The 15923-nt window shown below is 62.0% G+C and carries 16 protein-coding genes; 6 read left to right on the top strand and 10 right to left on the bottom strand.

Annotated elements, in window-relative coordinates; translation table 11 throughout:
- Nucleotides 1-65: 65 nt before the first annotated feature.
- The gene (locus J2X71_RS27880) at nt 66-275 is read right to left on the bottom strand and encodes a DUF1127 domain-containing protein (RefSeq protein WP_113321312.1); all 210 of its coding nucleotides are present in this window, start codon (nt 273-275) and stop codon (nt 66-68) included.
- Between the two features lie 99 nt (nt 276-374).
- On the opposite strand from J2X71_RS27880, the gene J2X71_RS27875 reads away from it, so the two are divergent.
- A complete protein-coding gene (locus J2X71_RS27875) occupies nt 375-1247 on the top strand; it encodes a LysR family transcriptional regulator (protein WP_310387279.1) in 873 nt (290 codons plus the stop codon).
- Between the two features lie 18 nt (nt 1248-1265).
- On the opposite strand, the gene J2X71_RS27870 is transcribed toward J2X71_RS27875, so the two are convergent.
- The 6 genes from J2X71_RS27870 to J2X71_RS27845 all read right to left on the bottom strand — a co-directional run bounded on the left by J2X71_RS27870 (nt 1266) and on the right by J2X71_RS27845 (nt 9684).
- Nucleotides 1266-2258 carry an SDR family oxidoreductase gene (locus J2X71_RS27870; protein WP_310387277.1) on the bottom strand — a complete coding sequence of 331 codons (993 nt, stop codon included), beginning with the start codon at nt 2256-2258 and terminating at the stop codon, nt 1266-1268.
- Nucleotides 2259-2394: 136 nt separating this feature from the next.
- Nucleotides 2395-4470 carry a PAS domain-containing protein gene (locus J2X71_RS27865; protein WP_310387274.1) on the bottom strand — a complete coding sequence of 692 codons (2076 nt, stop codon included), beginning with the start codon at nt 4468-4470 and terminating at the stop codon, nt 2395-2397.
- Nucleotides 4436-5944: an ATPase domain-containing protein gene (locus J2X71_RS27860; RefSeq protein ID WP_310387271.1), complete on the bottom strand. Its 1509-nt coding sequence runs from the start codon at nt 5942-5944 to the stop codon at nt 4436-4438. The genes J2X71_RS27865 and J2X71_RS27860 overlap by 35 nt, the downstream gene beginning before the upstream one ends.
- A 142-nt stretch (nt 5945-6086) precedes the next feature.
- The gene (locus J2X71_RS27855) at nt 6087-7247 is read right to left on the bottom strand and encodes a M20 aminoacylase family protein (protein WP_405049764.1); all 1161 of its coding nucleotides are present in this window, start codon (nt 7245-7247) and stop codon (nt 6087-6089) included.
- Nucleotides 7248-7249: 2 nt separating this feature from the next.
- Nucleotides 7250-8488: a Zn-dependent hydrolase gene (locus tag J2X71_RS27850; protein ID WP_310387269.1), complete on the bottom strand. Its 1239-nt coding sequence runs from the start codon at nt 8486-8488 to the stop codon at nt 7250-7252.
- Nucleotides 8485-9684 (bottom strand): diaminopropionate ammonia-lyase, encoded by a 1200-nt coding sequence (locus tag J2X71_RS27845; RefSeq protein ID WP_310387267.1) that lies wholly within the window; start codon nt 9682-9684, stop codon nt 8485-8487. The genes J2X71_RS27850 and J2X71_RS27845 overlap by 4 nt, the downstream gene beginning before the upstream one ends.
- Before the next feature lie 101 nt (nt 9685-9785).
- Here J2X71_RS27845 and J2X71_RS27840 point away from each other — a divergent pair, with 101 nt between their 5' ends.
- Nucleotides 9786-10262, top strand: coding sequence for an Lrp/AsnC family transcriptional regulator (locus J2X71_RS27840; protein ID WP_310387265.1), 477 nt, complete (start codon nt 9786-9788; stop codon nt 10260-10262).
- Nucleotides 10263-10311: 49 nt separating this feature from the next.
- Here J2X71_RS27840 and J2X71_RS27835 read toward each other — a convergent pair whose 3' ends face one another.
- Nucleotides 10312-11148: a hypothetical protein gene (locus tag J2X71_RS27835; RefSeq protein WP_310387263.1), complete on the bottom strand. Its 837-nt coding sequence runs from the start codon at nt 11146-11148 to the stop codon at nt 10312-10314.
- A 285-nt stretch (nt 11149-11433) separates the two neighbouring features.
- Here J2X71_RS27835 and J2X71_RS27830 point away from each other — a divergent pair, with 285 nt between their 5' ends.
- Both J2X71_RS27830 and J2X71_RS27825 read left to right on the top strand, forming a co-directional pair.
- Nucleotides 11434-11994 carry a helix-turn-helix domain-containing protein gene (locus J2X71_RS27830; RefSeq protein WP_310387261.1) on the top strand — a complete coding sequence of 187 codons (561 nt, stop codon included), beginning with the start codon at nt 11434-11436 and terminating at the stop codon, nt 11992-11994.
- A 30-nt stretch (nt 11995-12024) separates the two neighbouring features.
- Complete coding sequence (locus J2X71_RS27825) at nt 12025-12552, top strand: AAA family ATPase (RefSeq protein WP_310387259.1); 528 nt, start codon at nt 12025-12027, stop codon at nt 12550-12552.
- A gap of 54 nt (nt 12553-12606) precedes the next feature.
- Here the strand turns inward: J2X71_RS27825 and J2X71_RS27820 are convergent, their stop codons facing one another.
- Nucleotides 12607-13197, bottom strand: coding sequence for an SMI1/KNR4 family protein (locus J2X71_RS27820; protein WP_310387258.1), 591 nt, complete (start codon nt 13195-13197; stop codon nt 12607-12609).
- Between the two features lie 143 nt (nt 13198-13340).
- On the opposite strand from J2X71_RS27820, the gene J2X71_RS27815 reads away from it, so the two are divergent.
- The gene (locus J2X71_RS27815) at nt 13341-14150 is read left to right on the top strand and encodes a pirin family protein (protein WP_310387257.1); all 810 of its coding nucleotides are present in this window, start codon (nt 13341-13343) and stop codon (nt 14148-14150) included.
- A gap of 16 nt (nt 14151-14166) precedes the next feature.
- Here J2X71_RS27815 and J2X71_RS27810 read toward each other — a convergent pair whose 3' ends face one another.
- Nucleotides 14167-14928 (bottom strand): TSUP family transporter, encoded by a 762-nt coding sequence (locus tag J2X71_RS27810; protein ID WP_310387255.1) that lies wholly within the window; start codon nt 14926-14928, stop codon nt 14167-14169.
- 243 nt (nt 14929-15171) lie between these two features.
- Here J2X71_RS27810 and J2X71_RS27805 point away from each other — a divergent pair, with 243 nt between their 5' ends.
- Nucleotides 15172-15909, top strand: coding sequence for a carbonic anhydrase (locus J2X71_RS27805; protein WP_310387253.1), 738 nt, complete (start codon nt 15172-15174; stop codon nt 15907-15909).
- Nucleotides 15910-15923 lie beyond the last annotated feature (14 nt).

Here is a 15923-nt window from a genome sequence, read left to right as displayed (position 1 = left end):
CAGTGACATAAGGGACAAAGCGGTTTTCTCCAGTCCAAGCGCGCCATTTTAAAAAATTGCGGCTGCTATCCCCAGAACCATGATTTGTTGACCTCCGTCCTCGCCTCTGATGGGGTGAGGCCGATATCGCGGAGCGCGTCGTCGGACAGGCAGGAGAGCGTCAGCCTTTCGCGGCGCTTGTTCAGGTAAAGGCGGATGCCCATCAGGCAGCGGCGTACGACGCCACCGGTTGGGGCGCGATCTAGAGTTCTCGATATTTCCACGTTAGTCGTCATCAGGCATCTCCAGCACTCGTCTTGGACGCCTCAAAATGGACTGGCACATGCCCGCAAGGAAGCTTATGGTTCTTATGCAATCCATAAGGAATTCTTCTGATGCTGAATCTCGACCAGCTTTCCGCCTTCGTCAGCGTCATCGATCTCGGCAGCTTTACGGCTGCTGCCGAAAGAGCGGGGCTGACGCAGCCGGCCGTCAGCCTGCAGGTGAAGCTTCTGGAACAGAGGATGGGTGTTCGGCTGATCGAGCGGGTTGGCCGCCGGGCGCAGCCATCTGCGGCGGGTGTCGAACTGCTGGCCCATGCGCGCCGGATCCTCGGCGAATGCGCGGCGGCCGAGGAGGCGATGGCGCCTTACAGGCAAGGTGCGGTGGGGCGCGTGCGGATCGGCAGCGGCGGCACCGCCTCGATCCACCTGCTTCCCCGCGCGATCGCCGCCGTCAAGAAACGCATGCCCGGTCTGGAAATTGTGGTTCGTGTCGGCAACACCGACGAGATGGTCCGCGATCTCGAAACCAACGCGCTCGATATCGCCGTCGTGACGCTGCCGGCGTCCGGCCGCTCCATAGAGGTCGAGCCCTTTTATGAGGACGAGCTTATCGCCGTGGCACCCAAGGGAAGCACGATGCCGGAGGGCGGCCCGACGGCTGATTTCTTCACGGACAAGATTATGATGCTCTATGAGGGCGGCAATACGCGCCGGGCCACCGACGAATGGTTTGAGGCTGCGGGCATCAGGAGCCAGCCCACCATGGAGTTCGGCAGCGTCGAGGCGATCAAGGAACTGATCGCCGCGGGACTCGGATGGTCGATACTTCCGGGGCTTGCCCTGAAGCGTGACCGGGGCCGGTTCGTGACATCACCCGTTCAGCCGCCGCTCGTGCGCCAGCTCGGCATGGTCATCCGGCGCGACAAACACCTGACGCGGGGGCTGCGCGAGGTGATGAAATGCCTTCGCGCATTCGAGGCGTAACGGCTTTTGACTAAGCTGTCATGCGGCAGCTCCGAGAGCGCTTTGCTCGGCGCAGATCCGATCGATCAGGGCATCGAAATCGCCCTTCGGTGGGCGGCCCTTCGCGAAACGCTGCTTCAGGTGCATGATCGGCTCTTCCAGAATTTCGTCCAGGCTTGTGGCGCAGGTGAAATCGCCGGCCACACTCTTGACCTTGGAATTATCGAAAATCGCCGTCCAGGCCTTGTCGCCGGTCAGCGGGCCGATCCATTCCGGATTATACTTGACGAGCGTGTCTGTCGGCACATGGACGATCTTCGCCTCGACGCCCAGCAACCTGGCGATCGCCTTCTGGATGTGATCCCAGATATGGGCGTGGTCGTTGGTGATGTGGAAGATATCGTGCAGCGCCTTCTGCTTGCCGAACAGGCCGACGAAGGGCACGGCGAAATCGACCGAGCGGGTGAGCGTCCAGGGTGTATGGCCGTCGCCGGCAACGATGGTCGGCTCGCCGTCCAGCATGCGCCGTGCCATGACGTCGCTATCGCCCATCATGATGGGCAGGCCGGTGCGAACGGTGTGGCTGGGGCGCACGATCGTCCAGGCGAGCTTGTCGGCCTTCTTCAGCAGTTCCTCGCAGGCGATCTTGGCCTGGCTATAGGGCCAGTAGGGGTTGATCGCCGGTGTTTTCTCTTCTGTGATCACATAATGGCGGGCCGGCTTTTCATAGACCGAGGCGGAAGAGATGAAGATGTATTGGCCGCAATGGCCGGAGAAGATCTCGATATCGCGGGCGATCTGATCCGGCGTGAAGGCGATGAACTGGGCGACGACGTCGTAATTGGCCTTGGCGAGATCGACATAGGCCGACGATCCCAGCTCGCCCACGATGGAGGTGACGCCAGCGGGCAGGGGATCGCCCCTCAGGCCGCGGTTAAACACGCTGACATCATGGCCTTGAGCCACGGCGCGCTCGACGCAGGGATAGGAAATCTGGCCGGTGCCGCCAATGAAAAGGATCTTCAAAGCCATAAGGGATCTCCGTGTCGGATGGGGCAGGATTATCGATAATCTTCATAGCGCGAAAGCGATGAGCCGTCTTCTGCAAAATGGCCGGCATGGTGACGCAGCAGGCATTTGCGTGTCGGCAACCGGTTTGCAGGCCTGCTCAGGGCGCGACCATCAGCTTGCCGATCTCCTGGGCCAGTTGATCCTGGGTGTAGGGCTTTCCGAGCTTGGCGACGTCAAGGTCTAGCCCGGGCGGGAGTTCGGCATATCCCGATGCAATGAGGATCGGCAAGCCGGGGGCTATGGTGCGGACGGCTTTGGCGAGGTCTCCGCCCGTCATGCCGGGCATGGAGTAATCGGTGATCATCAGATCGAAGTCCGCGCCGCTGCCCAGGCACTCGAGAGCTTCTTTCCCCGAATGGGCCTCGACCACTTCATGGCCGAGATCGGTGAGCATATCGGCAGAGCTCATGGCGATCAGGATGTCGTCGTCGACGAGCAATATGCGCTTCGGGCCCGAGACCTTGTCTGGGTCCGCCGGCATCGCGTCATCAGGCTCGGTATGGACGCTGGCCGATGTGGAGACGGGGATCCACAGTTCGGCGGTCGTGCCTTTGCCGGGCATGCTTTCCAGTTTCAGGTCGCCCTTCAACTGCAGTGCCAGACCATGGATCATGGAGAGCCCGAGGCCAGTTCCCTTCCCGAGCTCCTTTGTCGAAAAGAATGGCTCGATCGCCTTTTGCAGCGTTTCCTTGTCCATGCCATAGCCGTGGTCGGCGACAGTCAGGACGACGTAGCTGCCGGCGGCAAGCTCATCGGTCGGCGCAATCTGCTCCGCCTCCTTCAGCTCGATGCGGATCGTGCCTCCGTCTGGCATCGCGTCGCGGGCGTTGACGGCGAGATTGAGCAGGGCCAGCTCGATCTGGTTGGTATCGGCCGAGACGAGAGGAAGATTCTCGGGAACCGTGGTTTCGATCAGGACGGTGGAACCGACGGAGCGCTTCAGGAGATCCGCCATGCCGAGCACCAGGGCGCGCATGTCGACCGGGTCAATGCGCAGGTCCTGTCGCCGCGCAAAGGCCAGCAGTCTCTGGGTGAGGGAGGCGCCGCGTTTCGCCCCCTGCAGGGCGCCGTCGATCAGGCGGGCGGCCCTGATGTCGTCTCCGACATATTTACGCAGCAGTTCAAGGTTGCCGAGGACGGCCATCAGCAGATTGTTGAAGTCGTGCGCCACGCCGCCGGTGAGCTGGCCGATCGCCTCCATCTTCTGGGCCTGGCGAAGCTGCTCTTCGGCGCGCTCGCGCTGGCTGACTTCCGCCATCACCGCGGCATGCGCCCGCTCCAACTCGCGCGTGCGCTCGGCGACCTTTTCCTCCAGTATTTCATTGAGCTGCCGCTGGTGCTCCTCGGCCTTCAGCCGCGCCGTGATGTCGGCGGAGACGCCCACCATCTTGATCGCCTTGCCGGAGCGATCCTTATAGAGCTGCGCCCGGATTTCGGCCCAATGAACGGAACCATCGCTCCAGATGGTCCGGTATTCGATGGAATAATCCGCGCCGGTTTCAACAGTCTTGCTTACTGCCGCCTCCATGCGCTCCCGGTCTTCGGGGTGAACGGAGCTTAGCAGATCCTTGTAGGTAAACGGGTCTTCGGGACGGCGGCCGAAAATGGCCTTGCAGGTCGACGAGGTCGTCAGCACGCCTGACGCAAGGTCGAGTTCCCATGCGCCGAGCCGCCCGGCTTCCAGAGCCGTCTGAAGCCGGCGCTCGCCTGCATCGAGGGCCTCCATGCGCAAACGCGCATCGTACTGCCGCCGGCGTCCGCGCATGGCAGAGCGCGCAACGCTGATGAAGGTGGTTGCGTGGAACGGGCGTTCGACGAAGCTGACATTGCCAAGGACCTCTGACAGCCTGGCGGCTGCGGGATTGCGCTCGGGACCGCCGCCCCTGTTTGTCAGGATAATGAAGGGCAGATCGGACCAGCTCGGCTGCTGCTCGATCCAGGCGGAGATGGCGCGCAGATCGGCGGAACGCAAAGCCTCTTCAGTGACGACAGCAAAGGCGACGTCGTCATTAAGGCTTTCGACCAAGGAGGATAGATCGGTCGTCGCTTTTGGTTGTACGCCCGCTTCCTGCAGGAGCGAAGCTGCAATCTGCGCATCACGCCCGATTGGAGCGTGGATCAGGCCGATGGCATCGCTGTTAGGAATGGTGGCCGTCCTCGTCTGAGGTTTCAAGAAGCGGCTGTCTTTCTCCGATGAATGTCGGAACGCCGCGAAGCACGCCCTGGAAACCGGAGAGCGGCTCGCCGAGGGTCAGCCCTTCATTGGTGATGTGGAATTCTCTGATAGTCTCTTCGTGGCTGCCGGTGCGTTTCTTGATGACGGAAACCGCGCGGCGCACTTTACCGAGCGCCTCGAAATAGCGCAGCAGGACCACGCTATCGGCGAGATAGGTAACATCGACCGGTGATTTCATGTCGCCAACGAGGCCGTGCTGGGCAACGGTGAGGAAGGTGTTGGCGCCCTGGCGGTTCAGATATTGGAGAAGCTCATGCATGTGAAGGATGAGCGCGTTTTCCTCCGGCATCGATGCTTGATAGCCGTTGATACTGTCGATGACGACGGTCTTGGCGTCGTAGCTGGCGACCCGATCCCTGACACGTTGCGCAAACTCTCCGGGCGACAGCTCGGCGGCATCCAGTTGCTCGATATGGATCAGTCTGTCGTCGTGCATCTTCTCCAGATCGATACCCATCGATCTCGTGCGCGAAAACAGCAGCCCAAGCTCTTCATCGAAGATAAAAACAGCCGCCTTTTCGCCGCGCTTGACCGCCGCATCGACGAACTGCAGGGTAAACAGGCTCTTGCCCGTACCTGCCGGGCCGATCAGCAGCGTGCTGGAGCCGCGCTCGATCCCGCCGCCCAGGAGATCATCGAATTCCTTGATACCGCTCGAGAGGGTCGTTCGCTCGAAGCCCTTCTTGTGCTCGATTGCGCGCAGCCTTGGAAATACCGCCACACCGCCGGTCTTGATGACGAAGTCGTGGTATCCGCCGCGAAAGGACTGGCCGCGATATTTGATGACCCGCAGCCGCCGACGCTCCGAGCCGTAATCGGGTGCAAGCTGTTCGAGATGGATCACGCCATGAACGACACTGTGAACGGTCTTGTCGAGATTATCTGACGTCATGTCGTCGAGGAGCAGGACTGTGGCATCCGACCGGGCAAAGAAATGCTTCAGCGCCAGGATCTGCCGGCGATAACGTAGCGAGCTTTGGGCGAGAAGCCTGATTTCCGAGAGGCTGTCGATGACGACCCTCTGCGGCTTTATCCGCTCGAAGGCCTCGAAGATCAGCTTGGTGGTCTCGCCCAGCTCCAGGTCCGACGAATAGAGGAGGCTCTGCTGCTGATCGGCGTCGAGCAGGCTTTCGGGCGGCACGAGTTCGAAGATTTTTATGCCGTCGCCGAGTTCCATTCCATGCGAGACGGCGCTGTCGCGCAACTCTTCCTCGGTTTCGGAAAGACTTATGTAAAGGCAGCTCTCACCGAGATCAGCGCCTTCAAGTAAAAACTGCAAGGCGATGGTTGTTTTTCCGGTGCCGGGCGAGCCTTCCAGCAGGAATACATGACGACGTGTAAACCCGCCGAATAATACATCGTCCAGTCCTTCGATTCCGGTCTCCGCCTTCTTGCTCAAAACTTGGTCCATGCCGTCTCCTATATCAGCCAAGGAGTTAGGGCAGGAGGCTCAAGGAGCAAGACTGCTGATGACGTTGATTTGCGAAACGGGATTCGTCCCGATCGGTAACCGCGCCGGCGGCGTCGACGGCGGAAAGGCTTGGAGCCGCCGGTCAGGCGCCGCTTTGCGGCAAGCGCCGGCGGACGATGCCGGCGTGGAATTTTGCGCCGTAAAGGAGCCCGTCATCGTTGAAATCGAAGGTCGGATTGTGGAGCGGCGCGGAGGCCTCGCCATTGCCGAGGAAGACGAAGCAGCCGGGAACGACATCGAGGAAACGGGCGAAATCCTCCGATGCCGTCATCGGTTCCTTTCGGAGCTCGATGCTGCCGGGCTCGAAGATGTCGCGGGCCGCCGCGAAGGCCTCTTCGGTAAGGGCAGGGTCGTTCAACAGGGGGATGAATTCCCTTGTGTAGGTGACTTCGGCCGAGAGATTGTAGGTCAGTGCGGTGCCTTCGGCGATGATGCGCATCTGCCTTTCTATTTCAGCGCTGACGTCCGAGTGGAAACTTCTGGCATCGCCGAGAATGCGGGCGATGCCAGGGAGGGCGTTGCGGGTGCCGTCGGTCAGGAGTTCGGTGACGGAGACGACGCCGATATCGGTTGGGTCGAGGCGGCGGGAAACGATGGTCTGCAGGTTCACGACCAGCGCGCAGGCGGCGACCAGCACCTCGTTCGTCGCATGCGGGCGGGCGGCATGGCCGCCGGTGCCCTTGAGCACGATCTCGAAATTATCCTCCGCCGACATGAAGGCACCGGGACGCGTCTGGAAATGACCGACGGGAAGGCCCGGCAGGTTGTGGATGCCGTAGATCTCATCGAAGGGGAAGCGCTCGAAAATGCCGTCCTCGATCATCGCCAGCGCGCCCTTGCCCCATTCCTCGGCGGGCTGAAAGATGAAGCGCACAGTGCCGTCGAAACCGCCGTCTTTGGCGAGCATTCTGGCCGCACCGAGCAGCATGGCGGTGTGGCCGTCATGGCCGCAGGCGTGCATGATGCCCGGGTTGCGCGAGGCATAGGGCCGGTCGGCCTGCTCCGGAATGCGCAGGGCGTCCATATCGGCTCTCAGTGCAATCGAGCGGTTCCCGTTGCCGCGTTTCAGTGTGCCGACGACGCCCGTGCCGCCGATGCCTTCCGCGACATCATCGAGGCCGAATTCACGGAGCTTTTCAGCGACGAAGGCGGAGGTCTGCTTTTCCTCGAAGCCAAATTCCGGGTGGGCATGGAGGTGGCGTCTCCAGGCGCGCATGTCCGCGACCAATTGATCGAGATCCATCGCTATTCCTCCTGCGCAAGTGTGCTGACGACATCGAGCAGGATGTTGGCGCCTGCGACGAGATCGTCATGAGAGGTGAATTCCTTCGGATTATGGCTGATGCCGCCCTTGCTCGGCACGAAGATCATGGCTGATGGCGCGATGCGGGCGATCATCTGGGCATCGTGGCCGGCGCCGGAGGTCATGCGCTTGCACGGCAGGGCGCGGGCTCTTGCGGCGTCCTCGACCGCGGCGACGATCTGTTCGTCGAATTTGACCGGCTCGAAGCGGGCGAGCCGCTCCGCCGATATCGTAACCTGCTCTTCGACAGCGAGGCTTTCGAGGAAACGGGCCAGGGCTGCCTCTTCCTCTCTCAGCCGATCCTCATCCGGGTCGCGCAGGTCGACGGTGAAGATTGCCCGCGAGGGGATGACGTTGATGGCATTGGGTTGGAATTCCATGCAGCCGACGGTCGCGACCGTCGGCGTGTTCGACGCCATGGCGCGCCCGCGCAGGAAGGTGATGACGCGGGCGCTCGCATGGCCGGCATCGCGACGCATCGTCATCGGCGTGGTGCCGGCATGGTTGGCGTCACCTTCGATCGTCACGCGCTGCCAGGAAATGCCCTGCAGGTTTTCGACCGCGCCAAGCGGGATGCCCTCGCGCTCCAGCACCGGGCCTTGCTCGATATGGAGTTCGATATAGGCGTGGGGCTCCAGGAAACCCGGCTCTTTCTCACCGGCATAGCCGATACGTTTCAGCTCGTCACCGAGCAGTGAACCGTCGGTTCCTGTTGCCGCAAGCGCCGTTTCTACATCAAGCCCGCCGGCATAGACGAGCGAGCCCATCATATCGGGCGCGTAACGCACGCCTTCCTCATTGGTGAAGGCCGCGACGGCGATAGGGCGAGAGGGGGTGAAGCCTGATGCCTTCAGCGTCTCGATGACCTCGAGGGCCGACAGCACGCCGTAGCAGCCGTCATAGATGCCGGCGTCGATGACTGTATCGATATGCGAACCGAGCAGCAGCGGCGGGCGATCCTCTGTGCCAGCGGGCGCCCAGATGCCGAAAATGTTGCCGATGCGGTCGATGGCGAGTTCCAGTCCGGCAGCTTCGATCCAGGTGACGAGGCGATCGCGGCCGAGCTTGTCCGTGTCGGAGGCGGCAAGGCGCACCAGCCTGCCATCCGCATCGCGGCCGATCGCGCCGAGTTCGGCGATCCGGCCGAGGAGCCTCGATGCATCGATGGAGATGTTGCTCATGCTGCACCTCGCGTCAGGACCGCGTCAGGCGAGCGGCCGACGATTTCCTGATATCGGCCGGGGTCGGTGGCGCCTTCCGTGTTCACCGCGAAGATGCGCGAATCCGCGCCGAGGGAAAGGGCGGCTTTCGCATCGGGATCGGCGAGCGCCTTCAACAGGCCGGCAAGGCCGACGCCGCCGCTTTCGCCCGAGACGATGGGGGGATCGCTGCCCAAGGGGTTGGCAAGCTGCCGCATGATGGAGATCGCATCCTCCTCATCGACGGTCATGAAGGCATCGGCGGTGCGCGACAGGATGCGCCAGGCGACGAGGGAGGGCTCGTAGCATTCCAGCATCGCCATGACGGTCGGTTCGCCATGGGCAATGGTGACCGGATAGCCGGCACGCGCGGTTTCGAACAGGCAGGCGGCACGGGCGGGATCGACGACGGTGAAGACTGGACGCTGCGCGCCCAGCACAATCGCCAGATGGCCTGCGACGGCAGCGGCGATGCCGCCGACGCCGGACTGGATGAAGACATGGGTGGGCGGCTGCGGCATCTGTTTCAGCGCCTCGCGCACCAGCGCCGTATAACCCTGCATGACGAGGCCGGGGATGCGCTCATAGCCGGGCCATGAGGTGTCGGACACGATGGTCCAGCCGCGTTCTTTCGCGACGCGGGTGGCTTCCTTCACGGAGTCGTCGTAGCTTCCCGCCACCCGGATCATCTCTGCCCCAAAGCGGGCAATCGCGGCGACGCGTTCGTCGCTTACACCGGCATGGACAAAAATCGACGCCCGCGCACCAACGAGGGATGCACCCTGGGCGACCGAGCGGCCATGATTGCCATCGGTGGCGCAGGCAAAGGTCATGGCTTCCGCGACTTTTCGCACGTCCGGAGAGTGCAGTTCGGCCATGTCGACCCTGCGTTCAAGCCTTGCCTCGGCGGCCTCCAGAACGAGGCGAATGACGGCATAGGCGCCGCCGAGCGCCTTGAAGCTGCCGAGCCCGAGGCGTTTTCCCTCATCCTTCACATGGATCGCAGCAACGCCTGACGCGGCTGCCAGCGCCGGCAGCGAGACCAGCGGTGTTTCGGCGTTGTCGTCGCGGTATCGCAGGTGGTCTTCTATGCCTGCGGCAGCGGCAATGCCGAGCGTATTGGCATCTGCCGTTTCGAGCTGATGTCGATAATCGCTTGTCGTGTTGAGGATGAACATGAAGGCCTCGCTGCTCTGTTATGGAAACATATTGCAGAGCGGGCGAAAATTGCGCTGATATTGAGAGCCGTTTTTGCAAGTTTGTTTCATGAGAGCCGCCCATGCCTGTCCCTTCGACATCCACGCTCGACGCCTTCGACCGCAAGATTCTTGAGATCCTCCAGCGCGACAATACCACGCCGCAAAGGACGATCGGCGAGGCCGTCAACCTGTCGGCGCCATCCGTGCAGCGGCGCATCAGGCGGATGACGGAGGAGGGCGTCATCAAGGCCAATATCGCGGTGATCGATCCGGCCGCCGTCGGCCAGGCGATCACCATCTTTGTCGAGGTCGAGGTCATTAGCGAAACGGCGGAGCAGATCGAGGCAGCCAAACGCGAATTCGCCGCCGCCCCGGAAATCCAGCAGTGTTACTACGTGACGGGGGAAGCCGACTTCGTGCTCGTCATCACCGTGCCCGCGATGGCCGATTACGAGGCGCTGACGCGGCGGCTATTCTTCGGCAACAACAATGTGAAGCGGTTTCGGACGTTCGTCGCCATGGACAGGATCAAGGTAGGTCTCAGTGTTCCTATCTGAGGAGGCTCCGGGCCAGTGGATCGCGCCTAGACCCGGAGATATTTCGCCGTCACACGGCAATTGCCGCCGCGCCTCGCGTGCGCCTCAGCAATTGGCGCAGTGACAGGGCGTGCAGGACGAGAGACGTGGGGACGGTGAAGGCCGGAATGATGGCGGTTGGGTAGGTGCCGGTCGTCAGATTGGGATGATCGAGGGCGAGCTGCTGCAGGGGGCCGGGCGTGGTAAGGGCGCCCATCGTGACCGCGACGACCAGATCGGCTATGCCGAAGAGGTTCCAGAACAGAGCTGCCCGGGTGCTGCCTGGCCGGCCACTTGCGAGCATTGCTGCTGTCGGTAAGGCCATCAGCCCGGTGATCACGTCACCCGTACCGGCAGGAAGGGCGAAAACGCCTGGCGTCGTCCCGGCCAGCCAGTTGGCGAGGAACACGCCGCCGATCACCCTGTAGGCCTGGAGGCCGATCAGCCAGTTGGCGGGCATAACATCGAGCAGCACGCCGATCCGGTCCGAGCGCGACAAAAGCGTGATCACGATGGCCGTCGGCACGACGATCATCAGCGGCAGCAAAGGGATTGAGACTGCTCCCGGCAGGAGAAGGCCATCGGCGACAATAATCCAGGCTGCGCCGTGCCAGAGGGTGAGCGGAATGGCGATCGCCAGCCAGGTCCATGTCCGCTCAGATGCCGTGAGGGAGGTGCGCGACAATCCCGCCCAGGTTCCGCCGAGCACGATGAGGTGCACTGCGATGCGCGCGACGATGATGGACAGGTCCGAGCGTTGAAGCTCCGGTATTGCGACAAGGGCAGCGAACCAGAGGCCTGTTGCGACTGCGCTGCCGGCGAATGCAAGTGTCGGGCTGGTGAAGTTAGCGGTGGTGTTCGGCGCCAAGGTGAGATCCTCCCGTTTTGGCAAAACCGGTGATGCGTTGCAGCAATCGGCGCCCGATCCACATCGAGCTTCAGGCCTGCGCTGCATTCATTCGGAGGCGTGGCACGCTCCAAAGACATTGTAACTCTTATAATAAGAGTAACTGGTCGGGCAAGCGAATTATCCGCCCGGTTTGTCGCAGGGCGGTTGTTTGCCGGGCTTTCTTGAAACGGCCGTTCCGGCAAACTAATGTGGCTCTCATGATCAGAGGAGCCAGGCGATTTCACGGGCTTCGGAAAGGGTTCGATGCGTTCGAAGGGTTTCGATGGAATGGTATGCTCGATCGCCGGCGTCATGGCGGCGATCGGCGATCGGTGGGGTATGCTTATCTTGCGCGATCTTGTCTGTGGCCTCAGCCGCTATGAGGATTTTCGCCAATCGTCTGGCGTGACCAATGCGACGCTCAGTGACCGGCTGAAGCATCTGGAAGCCAATGGCCTCATCGAGCGGCGGCGCTATCAGGTGAACCCGGAAAGGTTCGAATATCTCCTGACCCAGAAGGGTTGGCAGATCGCGCCCATCATGCCGGTGCTCGCCCAGATCGGCGACAGCCTCGGCATGTCGGGTGCTTCTGGACCGCCCATGACCTTCGTCAATCGTAAAACAGGGGCGGAGATCCGCTGGGGGTTCATCGATCAGAAGACCGGCGAACCGGTGAGCCCGGTGGATCTCGACATCAAGGAAGGGGATGGCGCGGATGACGCAGTTCGCTGGCGATTGTCTCACGCCGGGGCGCGCCGTCAGGCGCTCGATGATATTCTTGCTGCCTCGGGCGAGGCAACGGATGTACAAAAATCGGATTCGTGAAGTCCATCAGCAAGCGGGAGGTGCCAATTCATGCTGATCATTTTCGGCGGTTTGCCGGGTTCGGGGAAGACGACGATTGCGCGTGCCCTGGCGAAGGAGCTTGGGGCCGTCCATCTGCGTATCGATACGATCGAACAGAATATCCGGGCCTCGGGCATGTTGAGCTCGGAGGTCGGCCCGGCAGGTTACATGGTCGGATACGGGATTGCCGAAGATAATCTCACGCTCGGCAACATTGTCGTCGCGGATTCCGTCAATCCCTTGAAAGTGACACGAGACGCCTGGCTGTCGGTCGCAGCGCGATCAGGTGTGCCGGCCGTTGAGATAGAGATCATCTGCTCGGACCGGAATGAACATCGCCGACGGGTGGAAACGCGGGCAAGCGATGTTCCGGGGTTGGTAAAGCCTCGCTGGGAAGAGGTGACTGCACACGACTATGAGGCTTGGGGGCAAAGCCCCGTCACCATCGACACTGCGAAGCAGGGTGTGGATGAGGCTGTTGTCGCGTTGCTATCGAAGCTTGAAACTGGCCGCTATCAGAAAACACGGGAGGTCTGATATTGGCCGCCTAGGGCTTTGTATCTGTGGGAATGATCGGAACGGTGCGAAGCCTCAGGTCAGTCGGGCATATTTTTCGAAGAGGTCGGAGAAGTTCGTCGCGATCCGATAGTAGTAACCGCTCTCGATGAAATAATCGATCGCTTCGTCAGCGGATTTTCCGGCGATGCCGCCGCTGCGCATGCCATGGAAAAGCTCGCCATCGGTGTACATGATCGCGCCTGTATGTTTGCCTTCGGTGAGTTCGACGAGGGTGCAGAAGTCGCCGCCGAGGCCGACGACATGTGCGAAGGGGGTGAAACCGTAGTCGTGGAAATCCATGTCCGGGGCGACTTCCTCGAGATCGAAATACGGATGCCCGTTGCCGATGCCAAACAGGGTGTTGATGTCCGAGAGAACGAAGGCATCGCGCTGCGCCTCTGCGGGCAGGGTGGCGATGGTGGTGTGGGGGATATGATAGTCAAGGCCGTTTTCCCGCATCAGGAAATCGCGATAGCCATCGGAAAGACTGACCTCGTGCTGCGTCTCGAATGCCGAGAGCCGCGCTTCATCCGCGCCGCCATAGCGGGCTGCGACGAGAGGAGACTTCGCAAATCTGGCGAGGGCGTCAGGGCGCCGGAACGGAATTGTGTTGTCGTTGCTCACGATGGGTTTCCTTGTTGCGAGTACGGCGCAGGCATTTAAGGCCGGGGCGGGACAGGTCAATGGCAGGCCGCTTCATTGACCTCTAATGGTATCGGGGCGCTAATGGACCGGTATCGTCACTGCTTGCAGGCAAGGAGGACGCGATGCTGCTCAAGGGGGAACGTACCTTCGTCGTGCGCGACATGGGAGGGTTTGTCGCGCATATCAACATGCCGGGATGGGTGAAGCCGAAGCCTGGAGATCATGGGCATGGGCCGCTGGCGATGGTGGTCGAATCCATCCTGCATCCGGGCCGGTTCATTGCCATGCACGAGCACTGCAATGACGAGATCATCTCCTGGGTGCCTGAAGGCGTGATGCGCCATGAAGACAGAGCCCGTGGCCGGCTGGTTTGCGACAGCGGGCATCTGATGGTGATGAATGCAGGGCGCGGCTTCTGGCACTCCGAGGAGACGCTGGCCTCCGATCCGCCGCTGCGCATGCTGCAGATCCTCGTGCGGCCCGATGCTGTCGATCTCGAACCCGGCATCCAGTATGGGGCAATGCCCGAAATCATGCCCAATCGCTGGCGGCACCTTGTCGGGCCGGAAGGGGGCGACGCGCCCTTTTTCGTGCGCAACCGGATCGATTTCTTCGATATCCGGCTGGAGGCAGGTGTGCGGGTGGACTTTCCGCATAAGCAGGGGTGCGACCTGTATTTCTATGTGTTTAGCGGCGCGGTTCTCGCCGGCGGGCAGGCGTTTGGCGAAGGCGAGCAAGGTCTGCTGCTGTCGGATGAGATGTTGACGGCAGAGGCGACGAACGCCTGCGTGATGGTGGCCTTCCTGCTCGATCCCCGGTCGCCTGTCACGAGAGAGGGGACAATAGCCGACAACAGGAAGATCCCGCCGCCTGTCGTGATCCGTCTCGTGAAACGGTGGCAGGGGTTGAAGCGGCTGTGGCGGCGGAAGTGAAGGATAGGGGCGGGCCTCAGCTCCAGTATTTCACCGCATAGACAACCGTCATGACTGAGCCGGTGAGGATGACGAACCAGCGGACGATGGTGGCCGGCAGCACGCGCACGAGGTAACCGCCGAGATAGCCGCCCACCAGGGCGCCTGACAGCATCGTCAACGTTTCGGGCCAGTGGACGGCGCGCTGGACGATGAAAATGATAACGGCTGCCATGCTGACCGAGGTGGCGAGCAGGTTTTTCAGCGCCTTGACGCGGCGGATGTCATTGGGATCGGCAATCGAGAGAACCGCCGTCAGGATGACGCCGAGGCCGGCGCCGAAGAAGCCGCCATAGATCGACGAGAGGCCCAGGACGGAAAGGCCGAGACCGCGCGAGGGCTCGGCATCGCCGCGCCTTGCCTCGGCCCAGGCGGCGATGCGGGGCGAGAAGAGGAAGAGCAGGGTGGCGATGCCGATCAGGGCTGGAACGGGGAGAACGAAAAGCCGCTCGGGCAAGGCGAGCAGCAGCAGCGCGCCGACGGCACCGCCGACGAGGCAGACGAGGACGGATGACCAGAGTTTGGCGTCCAACGGTAGGACCTTGCGGCGATCGGCGAGGACGGCGAGCAGATGGCCCGGCACGATCGCCACCGCATTCGAGGCATTGGCGGTGACGGGCGGCAGGCCGGCAGCGAGCATGGCGGGGAAGGTCAAGAGCGTGGCGCCGCCGGCGAGCGCATTGATCACGCCACCAGCTATGCCTGATACAAACAGCAATAAAACGATTGCTGGTGTCATTGGTTTGCTCCCCATCTCCCTAACGTGTCCCTGGATGCATCAGGGGACATTGCGAGGACAAGCCGCCGATGGCTTCGAGCCGTTCGCGTTGCGAAATATTCTGGGAGATGACGCCACGAATAACGCGCGGGCAAAGACCGGTCGCGGCTCACCCGTTTGGGCGACTTGCACAAGGCGGGCGCTCGCGTTGCCATGCGGAAGCGGGGGGCTTGGGTTCGGCATTCTCAATCTTGGGAGGGGAAAATGCATGGTTTTGAGCGACACCCTGCGGTGGCTTGCGGCTGCGGTGGCCATCCTGATGTTCCTGAGGATCAGGGGCGCCGCCGCTTCCTGTGCAGTGCATTGGGAGGTGTGGCGGCAGTAGCGGCCGGGGCTGTCACCTCGTCCGCGGGGCCGGCATCGGCACAGAGCATCTTGGCGCCCGATGAGGCGCTGAAGGCGATGATGGATGGAAACAGGCGCTTCATCGAGGGGCGTCTCCAATCCCTCAATGAAGACCTTTCGATCCTCAAGGCGAAGACGGCGGAAAAGCAGGAGCCTTTCGCGGCGGTCCTCTCCTGCGCCGATTCACGCGTGCCGGTGGAGTTTGTCGTCGACCAGAGCATCGGCCAGCTTTTCGTCGTGCGTGTCGCGGGAAATATCGCTACGCCCGAGATCATCGCCAGCCTCGAATATGGTGTTGCCGTTCTTGGCGTCCGGCTTCTTATGGTGCTCGGCCATACCAACTGCGGCGCGGTGAAGGCGACCATCGACGGCAAGGCCGTGCCCGGCCAGATCGGCGCCCTCTATGCGCCGATCTGGCCGGCGGTGAATGCCGCAGGCAACGACCTTGGGGCAGCCATCGATGCCAATGCCAGGATGCAGGCGACGCTGATCAGCCGAAGCTCGACCGTCATCGCAGGGGCTGCCAAGGAGGGCAAACTCAAGGTCGTGGCGGCGCGCTACGATATCGCCAGCGGCGTGGTTTCGCTGCTTGGTTAGTGGGTGCGCTTTCT

It is taken from the genome of Rhizobium sp. 1399, from assembly GCF_031455475.1.
GTDB lineage: Bacteria > Pseudomonadota > Alphaproteobacteria > Rhizobiales > Rhizobiaceae > Rhizobium.
This window is presented reverse-complemented; position numbering and strand designations above follow the sequence as displayed.

Excerpts from the sequence above, each read along its gene's own strand:
- J2X71_RS27815 (WP_310387257.1), top strand. The coding sequence starts at position 13,341 with ATGCTGCTCAAGGGGGAACGTACCTTCGTCGTGCGCGACATGGGAGGG.
- J2X71_RS27855 (WP_405049764.1), bottom strand. The coding sequence starts at position 7,247 with ATGGATCTCGATCAATTGGTCGCGGACATGCGCGCCTGGAGACGCCAC.
- J2X71_RS27870 (WP_310387277.1), bottom strand. The coding sequence starts at position 2,258 with ATGGCTTTGAAGATCCTTTTCATTGGCGGCACCGGCCAGATTTCCTAT.
- J2X71_RS27850 (WP_310387269.1), bottom strand. The coding sequence starts at position 8,488 with ATGAGCAACATCTCCATCGATGCATCGAGGCTCCTCGGCCGGATCGCC.
- J2X71_RS27860 (WP_310387271.1), bottom strand. The coding sequence starts at position 5,944 with ATGGACCAAGTTTTGAGCAAGAAGGCGGAGACCGGAATCGAAGGACTG.
- J2X71_RS27875 (WP_310387279.1), top strand. The coding sequence starts at position 375 with ATGCTGAATCTCGACCAGCTTTCCGCCTTCGTCAGCGTCATCGATCTC.
- J2X71_RS27805 (WP_310387253.1), top strand. The coding sequence starts at position 15,172 with ATGCATGGTTTTGAGCGACACCCTGCGGTGGCTTGCGGCTGCGGTGGC.
- J2X71_RS27840 (WP_310387265.1), top strand. The coding sequence starts at position 9,786 with ATGCCTGTCCCTTCGACATCCACGCTCGACGCCTTCGACCGCAAGATT.
- J2X71_RS27830 (WP_310387261.1), top strand. The coding sequence starts at position 11,434 with ATGCGTTCGAAGGGTTTCGATGGAATGGTATGCTCGATCGCCGGCGTC.
- J2X71_RS27845 (WP_310387267.1), bottom strand. The coding sequence starts at position 9,684 with ATGTTCATCCTCAACACGACAAGCGATTATCGACATCAGCTCGAAACG.
- J2X71_RS27810 (WP_310387255.1), bottom strand. The coding sequence starts at position 14,928 with ATGACACCAGCAATCGTTTTATTGCTGTTTGTATCAGGCATAGCTGGT.
- J2X71_RS27880 (WP_113321312.1), bottom strand. The coding sequence starts at position 275 with ATGACGACTAACGTGGAAATATCGAGAACTCTAGATCGCGCCCCAACC.
- J2X71_RS27825 (WP_310387259.1), top strand. The coding sequence starts at position 12,025 with ATGCTGATCATTTTCGGCGGTTTGCCGGGTTCGGGGAAGACGACGATT.